20 protein-coding genes and 1 other annotated feature are annotated in these 18,604 nt (G+C 52.8%); of the genes, 11 read left to right on the top strand and 9 right to left on the bottom strand.

The window, feature by feature from the left end:
- Positions 1-771: 771 nt before the first annotated feature.
- From cho to nadE, 3 genes are all read right to left on the bottom strand, one after another.
- Positions 772-1,635: an excinuclease Cho gene (gene cho, locus VGM55_RS25055; protein ID WP_331637062.1), complete on the bottom strand. Its 864-nt coding sequence runs from the start codon at positions 1,633-1,635 to the stop codon at positions 772-774.
- Between the two features lie 66 nt (positions 1,636-1,701).
- The gene (gene yddG / locus VGM55_RS25050; RefSeq protein ID WP_154186199.1) at positions 1,702-2,592 is read right to left on the bottom strand and encodes an aromatic amino acid DMT transporter YddG; all 891 of its coding nucleotides are present in this window, start codon (positions 2,590-2,592) and stop codon (positions 1,702-1,704) included.
- Between the two features lie 65 nt (positions 2,593-2,657).
- Complete coding sequence (nadE, locus tag VGM55_RS25045) at positions 2,658-3,485, bottom strand: ammonia-dependent NAD(+) synthetase (protein WP_154186197.1); 828 nt, start codon at positions 3,483-3,485, stop codon at positions 2,658-2,660.
- Positions 3,486-3,753: 268 nt separating this feature from the next.
- Here nadE and osmE point away from each other — a divergent pair, with 268 nt between their 5' ends.
- Together osmE and cedA are read left to right on the top strand one after the other, a co-directional pair.
- Positions 3,754-4,095: an osmotically-inducible lipoprotein OsmE gene (gene osmE / locus VGM55_RS25040; protein WP_039899236.1), complete on the top strand. Its 342-nt coding sequence runs from the start codon at positions 3,754-3,756 to the stop codon at positions 4,093-4,095.
- Positions 4,096-4,244: 149 nt separating this feature from the next.
- Positions 4,245-4,481, top strand: coding sequence for a cell division activator CedA (gene cedA, locus VGM55_RS25035; RefSeq protein WP_154186195.1), 237 nt, complete (start codon positions 4,245-4,247; stop codon positions 4,479-4,481).
- Positions 4,482-4,675: 194 nt separating this feature from the next.
- Here cedA and VGM55_RS25030 read toward each other — a convergent pair whose 3' ends face one another.
- The 3 genes from VGM55_RS25030 to hxpB form a co-directional block, all read right to left on the bottom strand.
- Positions 4,676-6,067, bottom strand: a complete 1,392-nt coding sequence (locus VGM55_RS25030; protein WP_154186193.1) for an L-cystine transporter — start codon at positions 6,065-6,067, stop codon at positions 4,676-4,678.
- A 132-nt stretch (positions 6,068-6,199) separates the two neighbouring features.
- Positions 6,200-6,790 (bottom strand): metal-dependent hydrolase, encoded by a 591-nt coding sequence (locus VGM55_RS25025; protein ID WP_154186191.1) that lies wholly within the window; start codon positions 6,788-6,790, stop codon positions 6,200-6,202.
- A 121-nt stretch (positions 6,791-6,911) separates the two neighbouring features.
- Positions 6,912-7,580 carry a hexitol phosphatase HxpB gene (gene hxpB, locus VGM55_RS25020; RefSeq protein ID WP_154186189.1) on the bottom strand — a complete coding sequence of 223 codons (669 nt, stop codon included), beginning with the start codon at positions 7,578-7,580 and terminating at the stop codon, positions 6,912-6,914.
- A gap of 167 nt (positions 7,581-7,747) precedes the next feature.
- On the opposite strand from hxpB, the gene VGM55_RS25015 reads away from it, so the two are divergent.
- Complete coding sequence (locus tag VGM55_RS25015) at positions 7,748-8,284, top strand: YniB family protein (protein WP_154186187.1); 537 nt, start codon at positions 7,748-7,750, stop codon at positions 8,282-8,284.
- Positions 8,285-8,318: 34 nt separating this feature from the next.
- On the opposite strand, the gene VGM55_RS25010 is transcribed toward VGM55_RS25015, so the two are convergent.
- The 3 genes from VGM55_RS25010 to pfkB all read right to left on the bottom strand — a co-directional run bounded on the left by VGM55_RS25010 (position 8,319) and on the right by pfkB (position 10,588).
- Positions 8,319-9,179: a fructosamine kinase family protein gene (locus VGM55_RS25010; RefSeq protein ID WP_154186185.1), complete on the bottom strand. Its 861-nt coding sequence runs from the start codon at positions 9,177-9,179 to the stop codon at positions 8,319-8,321.
- Positions 9,180-9,277: 98 nt separating this feature from the next.
- A complete protein-coding gene (ghoS, locus tag VGM55_RS25005) occupies positions 9,278-9,559 on the bottom strand; it encodes a type V toxin-antitoxin system endoribonuclease antitoxin GhoS (protein WP_331637061.1) in 282 nt (93 codons plus the stop codon).
- 99 nt (positions 9,560-9,658) lie between these two features.
- On the bottom strand, positions 9,659-10,588 hold the full coding sequence (pfkB, locus tag VGM55_RS25000; RefSeq protein ID WP_154186181.1) for a 6-phosphofructokinase II: 930 nt from the start codon (positions 10,586-10,588) through the stop codon (positions 9,659-9,661).
- Between the two features lie 291 nt (positions 10,589-10,879).
- Here pfkB and VGM55_RS24995 point away from each other — a divergent pair, with 291 nt between their 5' ends.
- The 8 genes from VGM55_RS24995 to pheT all read left to right on the top strand — a co-directional run.
- On the top strand, positions 10,880-11,638 hold the full coding sequence (locus tag VGM55_RS24995) for a DUF481 domain-containing protein (protein ID WP_154186179.1): 759 nt from the start codon (positions 10,880-10,882) through the stop codon (positions 11,636-11,638).
- 303 nt (positions 11,639-11,941) lie between these two features.
- On the top strand, positions 11,942-13,870 hold the full coding sequence (gene thrS, locus VGM55_RS24990) for a threonine--tRNA ligase (RefSeq protein ID WP_331637060.1): 1,929 nt from the start codon (positions 11,942-11,944) through the stop codon (positions 13,868-13,870).
- Positions 13,871-13,873: 3 nt separating this feature from the next.
- Entirely contained in the window at positions 13,874-14,416 is a 543-nt protein-coding gene (gene infC / locus VGM55_RS24985; RefSeq protein WP_071704088.1) for a translation initiation factor IF-3, read from the top strand.
- Between the two features lie 91 nt (positions 14,417-14,507).
- Positions 14,508-14,705 carry a 50S ribosomal protein L35 gene (gene rpmI / locus VGM55_RS24980; protein ID WP_004263702.1) on the top strand — a complete coding sequence of 66 codons (198 nt, stop codon included), beginning with the start codon at positions 14,508-14,510 and terminating at the stop codon, positions 14,703-14,705.
- Between the two features lie 46 nt (positions 14,706-14,751).
- Positions 14,752-15,108, top strand: coding sequence for a 50S ribosomal protein L20 (gene rplT / locus VGM55_RS24975; RefSeq protein WP_000124850.1), 357 nt, complete (start codon positions 14,752-14,754; stop codon positions 15,106-15,108).
- Positions 15,109-15,210: 102 nt separating this feature from the next.
- Positions 15,211-15,334: a sequence feature (Phe leader region), on the top strand.
- Positions 15,216-15,260, top strand: a complete 45-nt coding sequence (gene pheM, locus VGM55_RS24970; protein WP_106120997.1) for a pheST operon leader peptide PheM — start codon at positions 15,216-15,218, stop codon at positions 15,258-15,260. (Overlaps the previous feature by 45 nt.)
- A 61-nt stretch (positions 15,335-15,395) precedes the next feature.
- Positions 15,396-16,379, top strand: coding sequence for a phenylalanine--tRNA ligase subunit alpha (gene pheS, locus VGM55_RS24965; RefSeq protein WP_154186177.1), 984 nt, complete (start codon positions 15,396-15,398; stop codon positions 16,377-16,379).
- 14 nt (positions 16,380-16,393) lie between these two features.
- A partial coding sequence (gene pheT, locus VGM55_RS24960; RefSeq protein ID WP_331637059.1) for a phenylalanine--tRNA ligase subunit beta occupies positions 16,394-18,604 on the top strand: 2,211 nt, incomplete at its 3' end.

Below are 18,604 nucleotides of genomic sequence, written 5' to 3'. Positions count from 1 at the left end.
TGAATCGTTAAAAATAAAGGCGCAAATGGTTGGTAAGTCATACCTCATGATTCATTCAATTACAGCGACAGAGAGGGGAATTACCTGGTAGTGGAGCGACAGGATATAATTATTGGTGGGATATAAAAAAATCCCCTTGGGACACACAAGGGGAGGATAAATAACAAGGATATTATTATATTATGGGGTGATTATGTTTTGTCTCAGCACTGAAAAGTTTAGCGAATAAGGGCGCCAGGAAAAAAGTCCTTTTGATGGTCATCATTCGTGCTTTACAGAGAAAGTCCTTACCGCATGAGTCAACATTTTTCTGCCGAATTGGAATATACCCCAGGGGGCAACAAGACCCATCGCGATCATACTCTATGTCGGTCTCTCCGCGGCAATCATTGTTATTGGATGGCAGATGATGTTTTTTCATGGCTCATCTTGTTTGTAACAGATTATCCATGCATGAAACTCTGATGAAGAAATTGAGATAAATATGAAGGTTTCCTCATGGGCCTTTACAGGCATCAGCGCACTCACTAGAGTGAGTTTCGTTAAAGGCAGGCTGCGTAAGCATTTTGCTTTGACGTTTTTATATCCCCAATTTGGCTTTCAAATGATGATAGCCTCACTTCGGATCACTCCAACTTCGCCCTTGAAATACAGGGCTTTTTTTATTGATGCTGCGGTGCCAAATTTTTCTCAATATTGAGGTTAAATCAATAATGCTCTTGTGCGAGGATAATCATATTTTTTAATGACAATGTTTTGTGGACAATTCTTTTACTCTAGCGCTATTACCTCATATTCCCCGCTCAGTATCAGTTTACAAAGAATTTTATAGCCATCATTATCAAACCCATCCGGTGGCTGACGGCGGTTTTGGGCTTCATCAAGCCGTTGTACAGAGCCAAGGTAAAACCAGTGGTCGATAAGATGATACTGGGTCATCTCCGGGCTGCGTTCAACAATGGCGACGGCATTTTTCCACGGCCAGCAAATCAGGCGCACCCGCTCAAGGGCGGCGACCAGGCGGGCATGATGTTCGGTCTGACTCTCTTTGCCACAGCATGCCCCGGCGCAGCGTTTAAGCGCCGAGCGAAAACAGGCTCGCCCTTTGCTCAATGATTCCAGGCCCAGCAGGCCATAACAGAGCCGATATTCGTCTGCCAGGCCCTGCAGCGTTTGCAGCGCGGCGCGGCGATTGGCATACAGCCCGTAAAGACCTGGCTGGCTTGAGAAATCGACGTCTCTGGCGTACACCACCTGCGGCGTTTCGCCCTGTAGATAAAGGGAGCAAAGCTGGCGGTTACGGCGAAGGCGCTTGTTAAACAGGGGCTGCTGCTCTTTGATCATTTGCGCTTCGAGCAGCAAGGCACCCAGCTCGCCGGCGGTACGCTTGAAAGTAATGCGGCGCGACTGGCGCAAGAGAGCCGCTTCGTCAGGGGTTCGAAAGTGGGACATGACCCGTGTACGGATATTAATGCTTTTCCCGATATACAGCGGCATGACGTCGCTTTCACCGTGAAAAACGTAGACGCCTGGCCCTTTGGGTAGCCCTTCAAGCCACGGGCGGAGATGCTCCGGATATTCATAGACCGCCGCGCCTTCAAACTCCAGCCGCGACACGTTTGCACGCCTTACCACATCTGACTCCTGAGTACTGGTTATTTGGCCAGTATAGCAACCCATGATGTGGAGAGGAAATCGCCGTTAGCCGTAGCGGCGCGTGGCAAGCCAGCAAAGAAGGGAGCCGCCTACCACCATCAGTACGCCCTGCCAGAAAGCAAAGCCCGGATGCAGGCCCAACCATAGCGTGGCGAGCAGAGCCGATAACACCGGCGTGAAGTAGGAGGCCGTGGCAAGCATCGTCATGTTTCCCCGCTGAATGCCAAAGTTCCATGCCGAATAGGCAACGGCGGTCGATATCCCCATAAACAACAGCTGCGCGGTGCCGGACAGGGTGAAGTGCATCTCGGCCTGTTCTACGAAGGCGAACTTGATCCACAGTACTAAAGCGGTGGCGCAGAAGAACAGGCTGACGCCGCTTTTGCCCTCGCTCCAGCGCCGCGTCAGGTTGCAGTAAAGCGCCCAGATAATGGCGGCAGCAAAGGCCAGACCGTAGGCCAGAGGGTTATCGAGAATGTTGTGCCACATCACGAGCGGGGACCAGTCGCCGTCGCCTTTCATCACCTGCACAATCCCCGCAAGGGAAAGCGCGAGACCCGGCCACAGCCACAGATTGCTGCGCTGGCCGTTTATAAACAGGGCGAAAAAGACCGTCAGGCAGGGCCAGAGATAATTAATTATCCCCAGCTCGAGTGACTGAGCACGGGTATGCGCGAAGCCAATAGAAAGCGCGAGGCTTATCTCATAGCTGACAAAAAGCAACCCGCCGACCCAAAGATAGCGAGGAGGGAGTTCACCTATTTTGGGCAGTCCACGGGCGATGCAAAGACACAGTGAGCTGACGGTATAGAGCAGCGCAGCACCGCCTACCGGACCAAAGTGTTCGCTGATACTGCGCAGCAGGCCTACGGAGGTGCTCCAGAGAAGGATAGCGACCAAACCGGTAAGCGTTGCGCGTTGCGAGGAGGTGTTCATATGCATCCTGTAAAAAGGGCGGCAAGCGCCGCCCTGAAGTATTGTTTATCTGAAGCGATTTACGACTATTTTTTCCAGAAATCATCAAACACGGTAATTGGCGGCCGGCGCTTGTGTTCCGTCTTCAGATACCAGCCTTCGATGATTTTTGCGGTTTCGGCCGGAACGGTTTTTCCTTCCAGATAATCGTCTATTTGCACGTAGGTTACGCCCAGGGCCGCTTCATCCGGCAGAGAAGGGCGATCGTCTTCGAGATCGGCTGTAGGAGCTTTCAGGTACAAATGTTCCGGGCAGCCGAGCGTTTTCAGCAGCAGTTTGCCCTGCCGTTTGTTGAGGCGGAAAATAGGGTTAATATCGGTGCCGCCATCGCCGTATTTGGTGAAGAAGCCGGTGACGGCTTCGGCCGCATGGTCGGTGCCAACCACCACGCCTTTGGTCATCCCGGCGATGCTGTACTGCGCCTTCATGCGCTCGCGGGCCTTTTCATTGCCGCGAACAAAATCGCTGAGTTCGATACCCGCTTCACGCAGAGCCTGCTCGCTGGCAAGTACAGCGCCCTTGATGTTCACCGTTAACACGCGATCAGGCTGGATAAACGTGATGGCATCCTGGCAGTCTTGCTCATCAGCCTGCACGCCAAACGGCAGACGGACCGCGATAAACTGATAGCTTTCATCGCCGCTTTCTTCACGCAGTTCACCGATGGCTAACTGGCACAGTTTGCCCGTCAGGGTCGAGTCCTGGCCGCCGCTTATTCCCAGTACCAGGGACTTAATAAACGGGTAAGTTTTAAGATACGCTTTGAGAAAATCGATGCTAACGCGGATCTCCTGGGCGGCGTCAACCTGTGGCTTAACGCCCAGTGCCTGAATAATCTCTTGTTGCAGAGCCATTTAACCTCTCCAATAACCATGTACCTGCAACACGCAGGCGGCAAAATTTGACTGCCTTAAAACTTACCCTGTTGCGCTTTAAACGACAAGGCACAAAGGGTTACAGAGCCTACGGGCGGCGACTTTTCCCACAAACCAGTCTTTAATCTTATGGATACTCTCTTTGTCCGAATTTCAACTCATTCAGGGTAACAAGTTGAAAAATGTTCTTTTATATTCCAGGCTTGTTTAACACGCAGGATCAACACGTTGATTGATGAGGACTATTATGAATAATAAATTTGCAGGCTTTTTAGGCGCGGCAGCGGTAATGACTATGCTGGCAGGCTGTACGGCTTACGATCGTACCAAAGACCTGGTGACTGAACCGGTAGTGAAAGATGTGAAAAAAGGCATGACGCGTGCGCAGGTTCAGCAGATCGCCGGTAAACCTTCTTCAGAAGTGACCATGATTCACGCGAAGGGGACCTGCCAGACCTATATTCTTGGCCAGCGTAACGGTAAAGCTGAAACCTATTTTGTTGCGCTGGACGATGCGGGCCGCGTGATGAACTCCGGCTATCAAAGTTGTGCTGAATACGATACGGATCCACAGGCACCGAAAGCCTAAGGATCGGTACACTGTAAGGCCTGGCCGCAGTTTTCTGCCGCCGGGCTTTTTTTACCCCGCGGAAACTGGTTGAGAAGGGGCGACGAATGCGGGGTAAATCCGTTATCATGGTGATGTTGTTCACTAATCCAGTTTAAATCCCGTTGCCTATGAAACCACTACGTCAACCTAACACCCGTCCGATCATTACCTACACGCCTCGCGTGGAGCCAGCGCCGCCGGCACAAGCATGGCGCGTGGATGGGTTTAAAGATGTCTACCTTCTGCGCGGGCAGTATGTGGCGTTTGTCTTATTGGGCGATGCCTTCCGCCAGTCCCCGCCGTTTACGTTACCGGAGTCGGCACAGCGCTGGGCAAAGCAGGTGCGTCAGGAAAACGAAGTATAAAAAAAGGCCGCGAGTTATAGCGGCCTTCCGATCCAGACGAAATTGATTGTTTTTAACAGATGTGATTTCGCGCGAATAAAAACAATGAATGATGTTTTCTGGTCTGGCCCAAACAATCGAAAATCCCATTTTTCGGTTGTTTGACACAAATCAAGGCCGCGAGTTATAGCGGCCTTTTTGTTTCTTAAAGCAGATTAACGATGGGCTAATTCCACTTCATCGTCGCTGTTCAGAATCTCTTTATCCGTTTGTTTCATCAGCTGACTGGTGATGGTACCGGCTGTCATGGAACCGCTTACGTTCAGGGCAGTACGGCCCATATCAATCAGCGGTTCAACGGAAATCAGCAGCGCCACCAGCGTAACTGGCAGCCCCATGGCTGGCAGCACGATCAGCGCGGCGAAGGTTGCCCCACCGCCCACACCGGCAACGCCTGCGGAGCTGACGGTAACAATGCCAACAAGCGTAGCAATCCAGACCGGATCCAGCGGGTTGATGCCTACGGTTGGAGCCACCATCACCGCCAGCATCGCCGGATAGAGACCGGCACAGCCGTTTTGACCGATAGTTGCGCCGAAGGACGCGGAGAAGCTGGCGATGGACTCCGGGACGCCAAGACGACGCGTCTGTGCTTCTACGTTCAGCGGGATGCTTGCAGCGCTGGAGCGGCTGGTAAAGGCAAAGGTCAGCACCGGCCAGACTTTACGGAAGTATTTCACCGGGCTTACGCCGTTGAACGCCAGCAGAACCGCATGGACGCCAAACATTATTGCCAGACCAAGATAGGACGCGACGACGAAGCTGCCCAGTTTAATAATGTCCTGAAGGTTTGAGCCTGCAACCACTTTGGTCATCAGCGCCAGCACGCCATAAGGCGTCAGCTGCATTACCAGACGAACCAGCTTCATCACCCAGCTTTGCAGTGTGTCGATAGCGACCAACACGCGCTCGCCTTTCGGTGCGTCATCTTTTAGCAACTTCAGTGCCGCCACGCCCAGGAAGGCTGCGAAGATAACGACGCTGATAATAGACGTTGGGTTCGCCCCGGTGAGATCGGCAAACGGGTTTTTAGGCACGAAGGAGAGGATCAGCTGCGGTACGGTCAGGTCGGCAACCTTGCCAATATAGCTCGACTGAATAGCGGCCAGACGTGCATTCTCGGCATTGCCCTGCACCAAACCTTCAGCGGTGAGGCCGAACAGGTTAGTGACCAGCACCCCGACCAGCGCGGCAATCAGCGTAGTAAACAGCAGCGTGCCGATGGACAGAATACTGATTTTCCCCAGCGAAGAGGCGTTATGCAGTTTGGCCACGGCGCTCAGAATAGACGCGAAGACCAGCGGCATAACGATCATCTGCAGCAATTGTACGTAGCCATTTCCGACCACATTAAACCACTGAATGGAATCTTTCAGCACCGCGCTGTCGGAACCATAGATCGTGTGTAACGCCAGGCCGAAAATCACGCCCAGCACCAGACCCGCCAGAACTTTTTTGGCGAGGCTCCATTGTTTATGGCGAGTTTGCGCCAGCAGCAATAGCAATACGACGAACACCACAATGTTCGCTACCAGTGGAAAATTCATCCCCATATCTCCTGATTTATTGTCACTCGGCAGCGCGTAGGCTGCCGTTATGTTGCAAAGCGTAACAGATGCTGAGCTGCGCACTTATATTCAAAAGGAATTGATTATTACCAAATGAATTATTCAGGCGAATTAATGCTCAGATTGGTGATTTAGCAGGCTATTGAAGGTGTTTTGCAGAGAATTGATTGCCTGCGACGACCAGCGGACTGCACTGTTTTCGGGCAGGCTTTGGGGCATCCATACCGCCAGGCCGAACAGCGCCATGCACAATGCGCGTTCCAGCTGGTTTCCTTTTTGCGGTCTGACGACGGGAAAGCGGAAGCGCCAGCGGCATGGCCAGAGCAGTGGAACGCCCGCTGGCGTCAGCATATCGGCGAGAATATGGCTTAAATAGCCTAAAACCATACCCTGTAATGCATCTGCCGGGATCACCCAGCTTTCCGGCACCTTAAGGTAAAACAGCGCCAGCCCGGCAAATACCGCAAACAGGCTATGGGTGAACCCCCTGTGTCCGCACATTCGTGCCACGGGCTTTGAAATCCAGCTTAGCCGCTGGCCCAGGAAAGATTTTGGGTGGTCAATGTCAGGCAGCAGGCAGGTCAGAATGGCGGACGGCACAATATGCCACCAGTCTCCCTGGGCGAGGACGGGCGTAAGCTCGGCGTTTTTGGCAAAAACTGCGCAGGCAATAGAAAAGAGCAGGTGGCCTTCCGCCGTCATGATACAACCCGAATGAAGAAAACTGTCGATTCATCCAGTATAGGGTTTTTGTACAGTATTCGGAAGCGGTGACGGTGTAACATTTTGTCAGTAAAGGGGGCGGCCTGAACCGCCCGATGGCTTAACCTTTAAGGTTTGCCTCGCTAAGCTCAACCAGCGAATGAAGTTTGGCGTCCGCCAGGCACCAGCGCGGGTCGGTGAAATTCTCTTCGGCAGGAACGACAATTGAGCGCATACGCGCCGCTTTGGTTGCAATCATGCCGTTAACGGAGTCTTCCAGCGTTACGCAGGCCAGTGGGTCCACGCCTAATTTTGCCGCTGCATCCAGGTAGACCTGAGGATGCGGTTTGCTGTAGGGCAGGTGTTCGGCGGAGGCGATAGCGTCGAAATACTGACGAAGACTGAACATCTCAAGCACTTTTTCCAGCATATGCAGCGGAGAAGCTGAAGCCAGCCCAACTTTCAGGCCAAGTGCTTTGCAACGTTTCACCGCGTCGACCACGCCCGGCAGCAGCGGACGCTGTTCTTCGACCAGTGAAATCGCACGTTCAATGACGCGCGCAGTGACCTCCTCGCATGACGGGCCGTTCCAGGGCTGGCGGGCATACCACAGCGCAACAACCAGGTCGATGCGTAGCCCCAGCGTGTCCGGCAGCTCATGGCGACGGGAAATGTCGACCCCAATACTTTGCAGGATATCCAGCTCCGCACGATCCCAAAGCGGCTCTGAATCAATTAATAGTCCATCCATATCAAAAATTGCCGCGAGGATCTGACGCGTTTCGGCCATAAAATGACTCCTTTCTGTTCGTCTACAAGAAATGTTTGTGTATCTTTAGCCGGAAACCATACCTGAAACCACCGCTTTTGCGAATTTAGCCTGCAAAGCTCAGGCTAAATGGCGATATACAGGGTAGACTTTGTACGTATAACGTTACGTCCTAAAAAGGGGAGTGCATGACGTATCAACAAGCTGGACGCATTGCGATTCTGAAACGCGTTGCGGGATGGGTGATTTTTATTCCGGCACTGCTTTCTACCGTCATTTCGGTTCTGAAGTTTATGTATCAGCACAGTGAAAAACAGCCCGGTATTGATGCCGTGATACTGGATTTTGCCCATGTGATGATAGAGATGATGCGCTTTAATACGCCGTTCCTGAATTTGTTCTGGTACAACTCGCCGCAGCCGGATTTTCACGGCCAGGCAAATATCTTGTTTTGGCTTATTTTCGCATTAATTTTCATTGGGCTGGCGCTGCAGGACTCCGGTGCGCGCATGAGCCGCCAGGCAAAATTCTTGCGGGAAGGGGTTCAGGATCAGCTGATTCTTGAGCAGGCAAAAGGGCCGGAAGGGCTCAGTAAAGCGCAGCTCGACGCTAAGGTTATTGTTCCTCACCACACCATTTTACTGCAGATTTTCCCACTCTATATCCTGCCGGTGATTGTCATCGTCGCGGGTTATTTCTTCTTTAAGCTGCTCGGCTTTTTATAAGACGATGAGCCACTCCATGCAGGAGTGGCCTTTCTCAGGCGGCTAACACCCGTTCCAGCGCTTTTTGCGCCGTGACCAGATGCTGGCCGCCGAACAGAATAGCCCGGTTAAGCAGCGTATAAAGTTGGTAGAGGGGTTGGCGATCAAGGAAGCCTGAAGGCAGCGGTGAAACGGACTGGTAACCGTCATAGATTTGCGGCGGTTGATCGCCGTGTAGCGGCAGCATAGCCAGATCGCATTCGCGGTCGCCCCAGTAGCAGGCCGGGTCGTAAATAAACGGCCCGTCAGGACCAAGCGCACAATTGCCTGACCAGAGATCGCCGTGCAGCAAAGAAGGCTGCGGCTGATGGGCGGCCAGCGCTTGCTGAACGACATCAACAATCAGATCGATATCGCCATAGTCGATACCTTTTTCCGCCGCCATTTCTAGCTGCCAGCCAATCCGCTGTTCGGCAAAAAAGGTTGACCAGCGGCGCTGCCAGGCATTCGGCTGCGGGGTGGTGGAGAGATCGTTGTCAAAATCGAGCCCAAACTGTGGTTGGTCACTCCATTGGTGAAGCCTGGCTAACTGCTGGCCGAGAAGAAAAGCATTATGGGCATCGAGCGGTTTAGAGGGCAGGTATTCCAGCAGTAGAAAACTGTAATCTCTGTCGCTGCCCAGCCCCCAGACTTTAGGCACTCTCACCGTGTTACTGCGCGAGAGCAGTTCTAACTGGTCGGCTTCGGCCGTGAAGATGGGCTGCATTTCGCGCTCATCACACTTAACGAAAATCTCATGGCCGCCATAGCGAATATGCCAGGCCGCATGGATTTCGCCGCCGGGTAGCTCGGTGCGTTGCTCGATTTCCGCTTCACCCAACTGCTCATTTAACAAATGACGGATGGCTTGCCACATGACTTTTCTCCCCAGGTTTGCTGGTAGACACTACAATCAATAGCTTATCGCCGTTTGCCGGGCAAAAACACGCGCTACCGCACAACCCCGGCCGGTACTTACTTTTGTTTTTGCCATGCTTCCCAGCGGGTGACGACGACCTGAGGCTCATTCCCCAGTGCCACGCTGCTCAGCCCTTTGGCCAGCGCCTCTACCTCTTGCTGACTCAGCGTACTTGTCAGCCCAAAGCTGCCTGGCCCCAGCTCATGGATCTTGCCGTCATCATCGGTGAGGGTAAGCGAGAAGCCGCCGCGGGTTAACTGATTATTCAGCTCATTGATTTCGGTCAGGCTCTGCTCTTTCAACTGCACCGTTATCACATAGCGGTTAATATCGCTCATAGTCACCCCATTGTTATCCTGAAGGTTTTAGCATAGTTCATGCTGCCGGAATGGCGATATTTACGCCATGCGGCAGCCCGCTTATTCTGAAACGAACCGTTAGCTCTGCAGCCAGCGATAAATTTTCTGCGTATTCTCAAACGAACAGAGGCGAGTGCCTTTATTCAGCGTAGCCGCGCTACCGGCCGCAACGCCATAGCGAACGATATCCCGCAGCGGTGCGTTTTCTGCGAGCTTGAGAGTCATGGCGCCCACCATGCTGTCACCGGCGCCGACCGTACTCTGGCTTTTCACCGGCGGCGGAACAACATGCACACACTCATTTGCATCCACCGCCAGCGCACCCTGTGGCCCCAGTGAAACCACGACGCGTTTTGCCTGGCCGCTGTTGACCAGCTGCTGCGCGGCGATACGTACGTCGTCCGGCTGCGTAAGTTCGCGCTGCACTAGCGTACTAAGCTCTTTTTGATTTGGTTTCACCAGTTCAATGTTGCCCAATGCCAGCGTAGCTTCGAGTGCCTTGCCGGAGCTGTCGACGATGCAGCGAATACCTTTTTCCTGTGCAGCTTTGACCAGCAGGCAGAGCTTTTTAACCTCAACGCCAGGCGGCAGACTCCCGCTGATCACAAGGATGTCGCCGCTGCTGAGTGCCAGGGCTTTTTGCGCCAGCGGGTGGAACTCATCATCCGACAGCGCCGCTCCGGGCATAACAAATCGGTACTGTTCGCCAGTAGATTCGGTGTGGACGTGCAGGTTTTGGCGGGTCCAGTCCTCCGCCTGAACCGTCTCGACCGCCACGTGTTCTTCAAGCAGTAACGCGCGAAGGTGCTGACCCGTTGCTCCGCCGATCGGGAAGATGGCCGTGGCGTGCCCGCCCAGATGCACTATTGCTCTGGCGACATTTATCCCGCCGCCACCGGGTTCAAATACGGGTGAGCTACAGCGAAGTTTCCCTTCCGGATAAATCTGTTCCGTGACGGTAGCGCTGTCCAGGGAAGGGGCGAGGGTGAGTGTATAGATAGCTGTCATGTCTCCTCCTTTTTTAGCCGTTGTCCTAAAGCGTAGCACCGAAGCGGTGACTGAAATGTTAATTAAAATCATGATTTATCAAATGATTACCCTAAAACCACAAGCTCCGTATCCTTATGAAAATAAAGATGTTTTAAGAGCGTTCTTATTCAAAAAATGAAACAAGAATCCATTGCTATGTTATTCGGGAGTTTTTATAATTTGTAACCTTTCCGGGACGATTTAGATTTGATCCCGAGGAAAGATTCCGGAACCTTGATGGTTTCTTTTTTGTGTTGTGCGGATTAATAAATGAAGCTTTTAAAGACAGTACCGGTTGCACTTTTACTCACCGGTGGAGCGTTCTTTAGCCACTTTGCAGTGGCAGATGACTCAGTATTTACTGTCATGGATGACCCGACTACCGCGAAGAAACCCTTCGAAGGTAATCTGAATGCAGGCTATCTTGCGCAGGCAGGCAATACCAAAAGTTCTAACTTGACTGCTAACACCAATATGACCTGGTACAACACCTCTACCGCATGGTCAATTTGGGGTAATGCCAGTAACACCTCTTCTAATGACGTGCGTTCTTCTGAGAAGTATTCAGCAGGCGGACGTGGTCGCTACAACATGACTGACTATGACTATGTATTTGGTCAGGCAAGCTGGTTGACTGACCGGTACAATGGCTATCATGCACGCGATGTGTTCACCGCAGGTTACGGTCGCCAGTTGTTGAACGGTCCGGTTCACAGCCTGCGTGTGGAATTCGGTCCTGGTGTACGTTATGACGAATTTGTCGATGGTGGAAACGAGACCCAGGCGCTGGGTTACGCGTCTGCGACCTATAACTGGCAGTTGACCGACAACGCTAAGTTTATTCAGGGCGTGTCCGTGCTGGGCAGTGACGACACCACGGTCAACTCCGAAACGGCTCTGGATGTGGCTATCAGTGAGCACTTTGGCCTCAAAGTGGGTTATAACGTGACCTGGAACTCCGATCCTCCATCTTCCGCACCGAACCATACCGACAGACGTACGCAAATTACGCTCGGTTATAAAATGTAAGACTAAGAAGCCGGATGATGTCCGGCTTTTTTTTTCGCCCGCTCTGTTCTTCGTTTCTTTCGCCCACTATCGCTGCCGTTTCAAGGTGATTCTGGAAACAAGGGATGCATTCCCCTTTTCGTTAGTGTTACCATCGTCATATCAGATGAAATGGCAGCGATGCCATTTTTTCATTTGTGTACCAGACTGCGTACCAATTCGGCGATTGTTGGTCAAATGGTTACGCAACTAACTGTTCTAAATCCAATTTCTCTACTGTATGTGATCTTTCGTGGGGGTCACCACTGCAGATAAGGACTTAACATGCCTGTTATTACTCTTCCTGATGGCAGCCAACGCCATTACGACAAACCCGTTAGCCCGATGGATGTTGCGCTGGATATCGGTCCTGGTCTTGCCAAAGCGTGTATCGCGGGTCGCGTAGACGGTGAACTGGTTGATGCTTCCGATATTATCGAAAACGATGCGAAGCTCGCTATTATCACCGCAAAAGACGAAGCCGGTCTGGAAATCCTTCGCCACTCATGTGCTCACTTGCTGGGTCATGCCATCAAGCAGCTGTGGCCGCACACCAAAATGGCGATTGGCCCGGTTATCGACAACGGTTTCTACTACGACGTCGACCTGGACCACACCCTGACGCAGGAAGATCTTGAGCTGCTCGAAAAGCGTATGCACGAGCTGGCCGAGAAAGATTACGACGTTATCAAGAAGAAGGTGAGCTGGCAGGAAGCGCGTGAGACGTTCGTCAACCGCGGTGAAAGCTATAAAGTCGCCATTCTTGATGAAAACATCAGCCATGATGACAAACCGGGTTTGTATCATCATGAAGAATACGTGGATATGTGCCGCGGGCCGCACGTACCGAATATGCGTTTCTGCCATCACTTCAAGCTGCAGAAAACCTCCGGTGCTTACTGGCGCGGTGACAGCAGCAACAAAATGCTGCAGCGTATCTACGGCACCGCCTGGGCAGACAAAAAGCAGCTGAATGCTTATCTGCAGCGCCTGGAAGAAGCCTCCAAGCGTGACCACCGTAAAATCGGCAAGCAGCTTGACCTGTACCATATGCAGGAAGAAGCGCCGGGTATGGTGTTCTGGCACAACGACGGCTGGACAATCTTCCGCGAGCTGGAAGTGTTCGTGCGCTCCAAGCTGAAAGAGTACCAGTATCAGGAAGTGAAAGGTCCATTCATGATGGACCGCGTGCTGTGGGAAAAAACCGGGCACTGGGACAACTACAAAGATGCGATGTTCACCACCTCTTCCGAGAACCGTGAATACTGCATCAAGCCGATGAACTGCCCGGGCCACGTGCAGATCTTCAACCAGGGTCTGAAATCCTACCGCGACCTGCCGCTGCGCATGGCCGAATTCGGTAGTTGCCACCGTAACGAACCGTCGGGCGCGCTGCACGGCCTGATGCGCGTGCGCGGCTTTACTCAGGACGATGCCCACGTCTTCTGTACTGAAGACCAGGTTCGCGATGAAGTAAACAGCTGTATCCGCATGGTGTACGACATGTACAGCACCTTCGGTTTTGAAAAAATCGTCGTGAAACTGTCTACTCGTCCGGAAAAACGCATCGGTAGTGACGAAATGTGGGATCGTGCGGAAGCGGATCTGGCCGTTGCACTGCAGGAAAACAATATCCCGTTTGACTATCAGCCGGGCGAGGGTGCATTCTACGGCCCTAAAATTGAATTTACCCTGTACGACTGCCTGGATCGTGCGTGGCAGTGCGGTACTGTACAGCTTGACTTCTCTCTGCCGAGCCGTTTGAACGCCTCCTATATTGGTGAAAATAACGAACGTTTGGTGCCGGTAATGATTCACCGCGCCATTTTAGGCTCAATGGAACGCTTTATCGGTATTCTGACCGAAGAGTTTGCCGGGTTCTTCCCAACCTGGCTTGCTCCGGTTCAGGCTGTAGTGATGAATATCACTGACGGCCAGGCAGAATACGTTAACGAATTGACTCGTAAACTTCAAAATGCGGGCATTCGCGTAAAAGCAGACTTGAGAAATGAGAAGATAGGCTTTAAAATCCGTGAACACACGTTACGTCGTGTCCCTTATATGCTGGTTTGTGGCGATAAAGAGGTCGAAGCAGGCAAAGTTGCCGTTCGTACCCGCCGCGGCAAAGACCTGGGGAGCATGGACGTCAACGAATTGATTGAAAAGCTGCAACAAGAGATTCGCAGCCGCAATCTTCATCAACTGGAGGAATAAAGTATTAAAGGCGGAAAAAGAGTTCAACCGGCGCGTCCTAATCGCATTAACAGAGAGATTCGTGCCACTGAGGTTCGTCTGACCGGTATTGATGGCGAGCAGATTGGTATTGTCAGTCTGAATGAAGCTTTGGAAAAAGCCGAAGAGGCCGGGGTTGATTTAGTAGAAATCAGTCCAAACGCCGAACCGCCTGTTTGCCGCATCATGGACTACGGCAAGTTCCTCTACGAGAAAAGCAAATCTTCTAAGGAACAGAAGAAAAAGCAAAAAGTTATTCAGGTTAAGGAAATTAAATTCCGACCTGGCACCGATGATGGCGACTACCAGGTAAAACTCCGCAGCCTGGTTCGCTTTCTGGAAGAGGGAGATAAAGCTAAGATCACGCTGCGTTTCCGCGGTCGTGAGATGGCTCACCAACAGATTGGTATGGAAGTGCTTAACCGCGTCCGTGACGATCTGAGTGAACTGGCAGTGGTCGAATCCTTCCCAACGAAGATCGAAGGCCGCCAGATGATCATGGTGCTTGCTCCGAAGAAGAAACAGTAAGGCCATCAAGTAACATGCTGCGGGGCTTCGGCCTCGCAGATTTTGTTCGCCTACTGGTTCGTTTTATTAACAATGCGAAGTGGAAATTGAAATGCCAAAGATCAAAACAGTACGCGGCGCCGCTAAGCGCTTCAAAAAGACCGCCGGTGGCGGTTTTAAGCGCAAGCACGCTAACCTGCGTCACATTCTGACTAAAAAGTCTACTAAACGTAAACGTCATCTGCGTCCGAAAGGCATGGTCTCCAAAGGGGATCTGGGCCTGGTAGTCGCGTGCCTGCCGTACGCATAAGTAAACTTTTTTTAATTAATTCAGAATATAGAAACAGGAGAGCTAAATGGCTCGCGTAAAACGTGGTGTAATCGCACGTGCTCGTCACAAAAAAATCCTCAAACAAGCTAAAGGCTACTATGGTGCGCGTTCTCGCGTATACCGCGTTGCCTTCCAGGCTGTTATCAAAGCTGGTCAGTACGCTTACCGCGACCGTCGTCAACGTAAACGTCAGTTCCGCCAGCTGTGGATTGCACGTATCAACGCTGCAGCTCGTCAGAACGGTATCTCTTACAGCAAATTCATCAACGGCCTGAAAAAAGCCTCTGTTGAAATCGACCGTAAGATCCTGGCTGACATCGCCGTATTCGACAAAGTGGCATTCACTGCCTTGGTTGAAAAAGCGAAAGCAGCTCTGGCGTAAGCCAGTTTTAAGAGGGAGCTTGCTCCCTCTTTTAAATTATTGACTTTTAACGCCGTAGCTCGTTCAATAGTCAAAGCGAAATTCGTCAAAATAAGGTAACTGCAAGCATGAATGCTGCTATTTTCCGCTTCTTTTTTTACTTTAGCGCCTGAATCAGGGGGCTTTGCGCGTAAGAAAAGAAACGAAAAACAGCGCCGAAAGCCTCCTGTCCGGAGGCTTTTTTTTTGCGTTTTGTTTTCGAATCAGACCAACTACCCCGGCAGTTATGCCGGCATAAGAGGAATACCATGCCACATCTCGCAGAGCTGGTTGCCAGTGCCAAAGCAGCCATAAACGATGCCCAGGATGTTGCCGCGTTAGATAACGTACGCGTCGAATATTTAGGGAAGAAGGGGCACCTGACCCTCCAGATGACCACCCTGCGTGAACTGCCGCCGGAAGAACGTCCGGCAGCGGGCGCCGTGATAAACGTTGCCAAAGAGCAGGTTCAGGAAGCCCTGAACGCCCGTAAAGCCGCACTGGAAAGCGCCGCGCTGAACGAACGTCTGGCTGCGGAAACTATCGATGTTTCTTTGCCCGGTCGCCGTATCGAAAACGGTGGTCTGCACCCGGTCACACGCACCATAGACCGTATTGAAAGCTTCTTCGGCGAGCTGGGCTTTACCGTGGCGACCGGCCCTGAAATCGAAGATGACTACCATAACTTTGATGCGCTGAATATTCCGGGGCACCACCCGGCACGTGCTGACCATGACACCTTCTGGTTTGATGCGACCCGTCTGCTGCGTACCCAGACTTCTGGCGTGCAGATCCGCACCATGAAAGACAAGCAGCCGCCAATTCGCATTATCGCGCCGGGCCGCGTCTATCGTAATGACTACGACCAGACTCACACCCCGATGTTCCACCAGATGGAAGGCCTGATCGTTGATACCAATATCAACTTCACCAACCTGAAAGGGACGCTGCACGACTTCCTGAACAACTTCTTCGAAGAAGATCTGCAGATTCGCTTCCGTCCGTCCTACTTCCCGTTCACCGAACCGTCCGCTGAAGTGGACGTGATGGGCAAAAACGGCAAGTGGCTGGAAGTGCTGGGCTGCGGCATGGTGCATCCTAACGTATTGCGTAACGTCGGCATTGACCCGGAAGTTTACTCCGGCTTTGCCTTCGGCATGGGCATGGAGCGTCTGACCATGCTGCGCTACGGCGTGACCGATCTGCGCGCATTCTTCGAAAATGATTTACGTTTCCTCAAACAGTTCAAATAAAGGCGGGATATCCAATGAAATTCAGTGAACTCTGGTTACGCGAATGGGTAAACCCAGCCAACAGCAGTGACGAACTGTCCAGCCAGATAACCATGGCCGGGCTTGAAGTTGACGGCGTCGATGCCGTGGCAGGGGCTTTCCACGGCGTTGTGGTCGGTGAAGTCGTCGAGTGCGGCCAGCACCCGAACGCCGACAAGCTGCGTGTGACAAAAGTTAACGTTGGCGGCGATCGCCTGCTGGACATCGTGTGCGGCGCACCAAACTGCCGTCAGGGCCTGAAAGTCGCCGTGGCGACCGTCGGCGCCGTTCTGCCGGGCGATTTCAAAATCAAGGCCGCTAAGCTGCGCGGTGAGCCGTCCGAAGGGATGCTGTGCTCCTTCTCCGAACTGGGTATTTCCGATGACCATAATGGCATTATCGAGCTGCCTGCGGACGCGCCAGTGGGTACTGATATCCGCGAATACCTGAAGCTTGACGACAAGACCATCGAAATCAGCGTTACGCCAAACCGTGCCGACTGCCTTGGCATCATTGGTGTCGCCCGTGACGTTGCCGTTGTGAACAAACTGCCTCTGGTTGAGCCTGAAGTCGCTACTGTTGCCGCGACCATCAATGACACGTTGCCGATTCGCGTAGACGCAGCAGAAGCCTGTCCGCGCTACCTGGGCCGTGTTGTTAAAGGTATCAACGTTAAGGCACCCACGCCGCTGTGGATGAAAGAGAAGCTGCGTCGCTGCGGCATTCGCTCCATCGATGCGGTCGTTGACGTCACTAACTACGTGCTGCTGGAACTTGGCCAGCCGATGCACGCTTTTGACCTGAACCGCATTGAAGGTGGGATCGTGGTGCGTATGGCGGAAGAGGGCGAAACTCTGGTTCTGTTGGACGGCAGCGAAGCGAAGCTGAACGCCGATACCCTGGTGATTGCCGACCACGGCAAAGCGCTGGCCATGGGCGGCATCTTCGGCGGTGAGCATTCAGGCGTCAACGGCGAAACCCAGAACGTCCTGCTGGAGTGTGCTTTCTTCAGCCCACTTTCCATCACCGGTCGCGCACGCCGTCATGGTCTGCACACCGATGCGTCTCACCGCTACGAGCGTGGTGTCGATCCTGCGCTGCAGTATAAAGCCATGGAACGCGCCACCCGCCTGCTGGTGGATATCTGCGGCGGCGAAGTTGGCCCGGTTATCGATGTAACCAGCGAAGCGCACCTGCCAAAGCGCGCCTCCATCACGCTTCGCCGCAGTAAACTGGATCGTCTGATTGGTCACCATATCGAAGATGCACAGGTTAGCGACATTCTGCGCCGCCTGGGCTGCGAAGTGACTGAAGGCCAGGAGCAGTGGACTGCCGTCGCGCCAAGCTGGCGTTTCGATATGGAAATTGAAGAAGACCTGGTGGAAGAGGTTGCGCGCGTCTACGGCTACAACAGCATTCCAAACAGCCCGGTACAGGCTGGCCTGGTAATGGGTACCCATCGCGAAGCTGACCTGTCCCTGAAGCGTGTGAAAACCATGCTGGTGGACAAAGGCTACCAGGAAGTGATCACTTACAGCTTCGTCGACCCGAAAATTCAGCAGCTTTTGCACCCGGGCGAAGAAAATCTGATTCTTCCTAATCCTATCTCCAGCGACATGTCCGCGATGCGACTGTCGTTATGGAGCGGTCTGCTGACGACCGTGGTTTATAACCAGAATCGCCAGCAAAACCGCGTGCGTATTTTCGAGTCGGGCCTGCGCTTTGTACCTGATACTCAGGCAGACCTTGGCATTCGCCAGGATCTTATGCTGGCTGGCGCTATCAGCGGTAACCGCTACGAAGAGCACTGGGATCTGGCGCGTAATAGCGTTGACTTCTATGATCTAAAAGGCGATCTGGAGTCCGTTCTGGCCCTGACCGGCAAACTTTCGGACATCGAATTCCGGGCGCAGGCAAATCCGGCCTTGCATCCTGGGCAAAGTGCTGCCATTTATTTAGCAGGTGAATGCATTGGTTTCATTGGTGTTGTTCACCCGGAGCTGGAGCGTAAACTGGATCTTAACGGCCGCACGCTGGTGTTCGAGGTACTGTGGAACAAGCTCGCAGACCGCGTGGTGCCTGAGGCTCAGGAGATTTCTCGCTTCCCGGCAAACCGCCGAGATATCGCCGTTGTGGTGGCTGAAAACGTCCCGGCAGCAGATATTTTGGTCGAGTGTAAGAAAGTTGGCGCAAATCAGGTAGTTGGC

It is taken from the genome of Cedecea sp., from assembly GCF_036500665.1.
Classification (GTDB): Bacteria; Pseudomonadota; Gammaproteobacteria; order Enterobacterales; family Enterobacteriaceae; genus Cedecea.
Note: the sequence above shows the minus strand (reverse complement) of the source record. Positions and strands in the feature narration are given on the sequence as shown.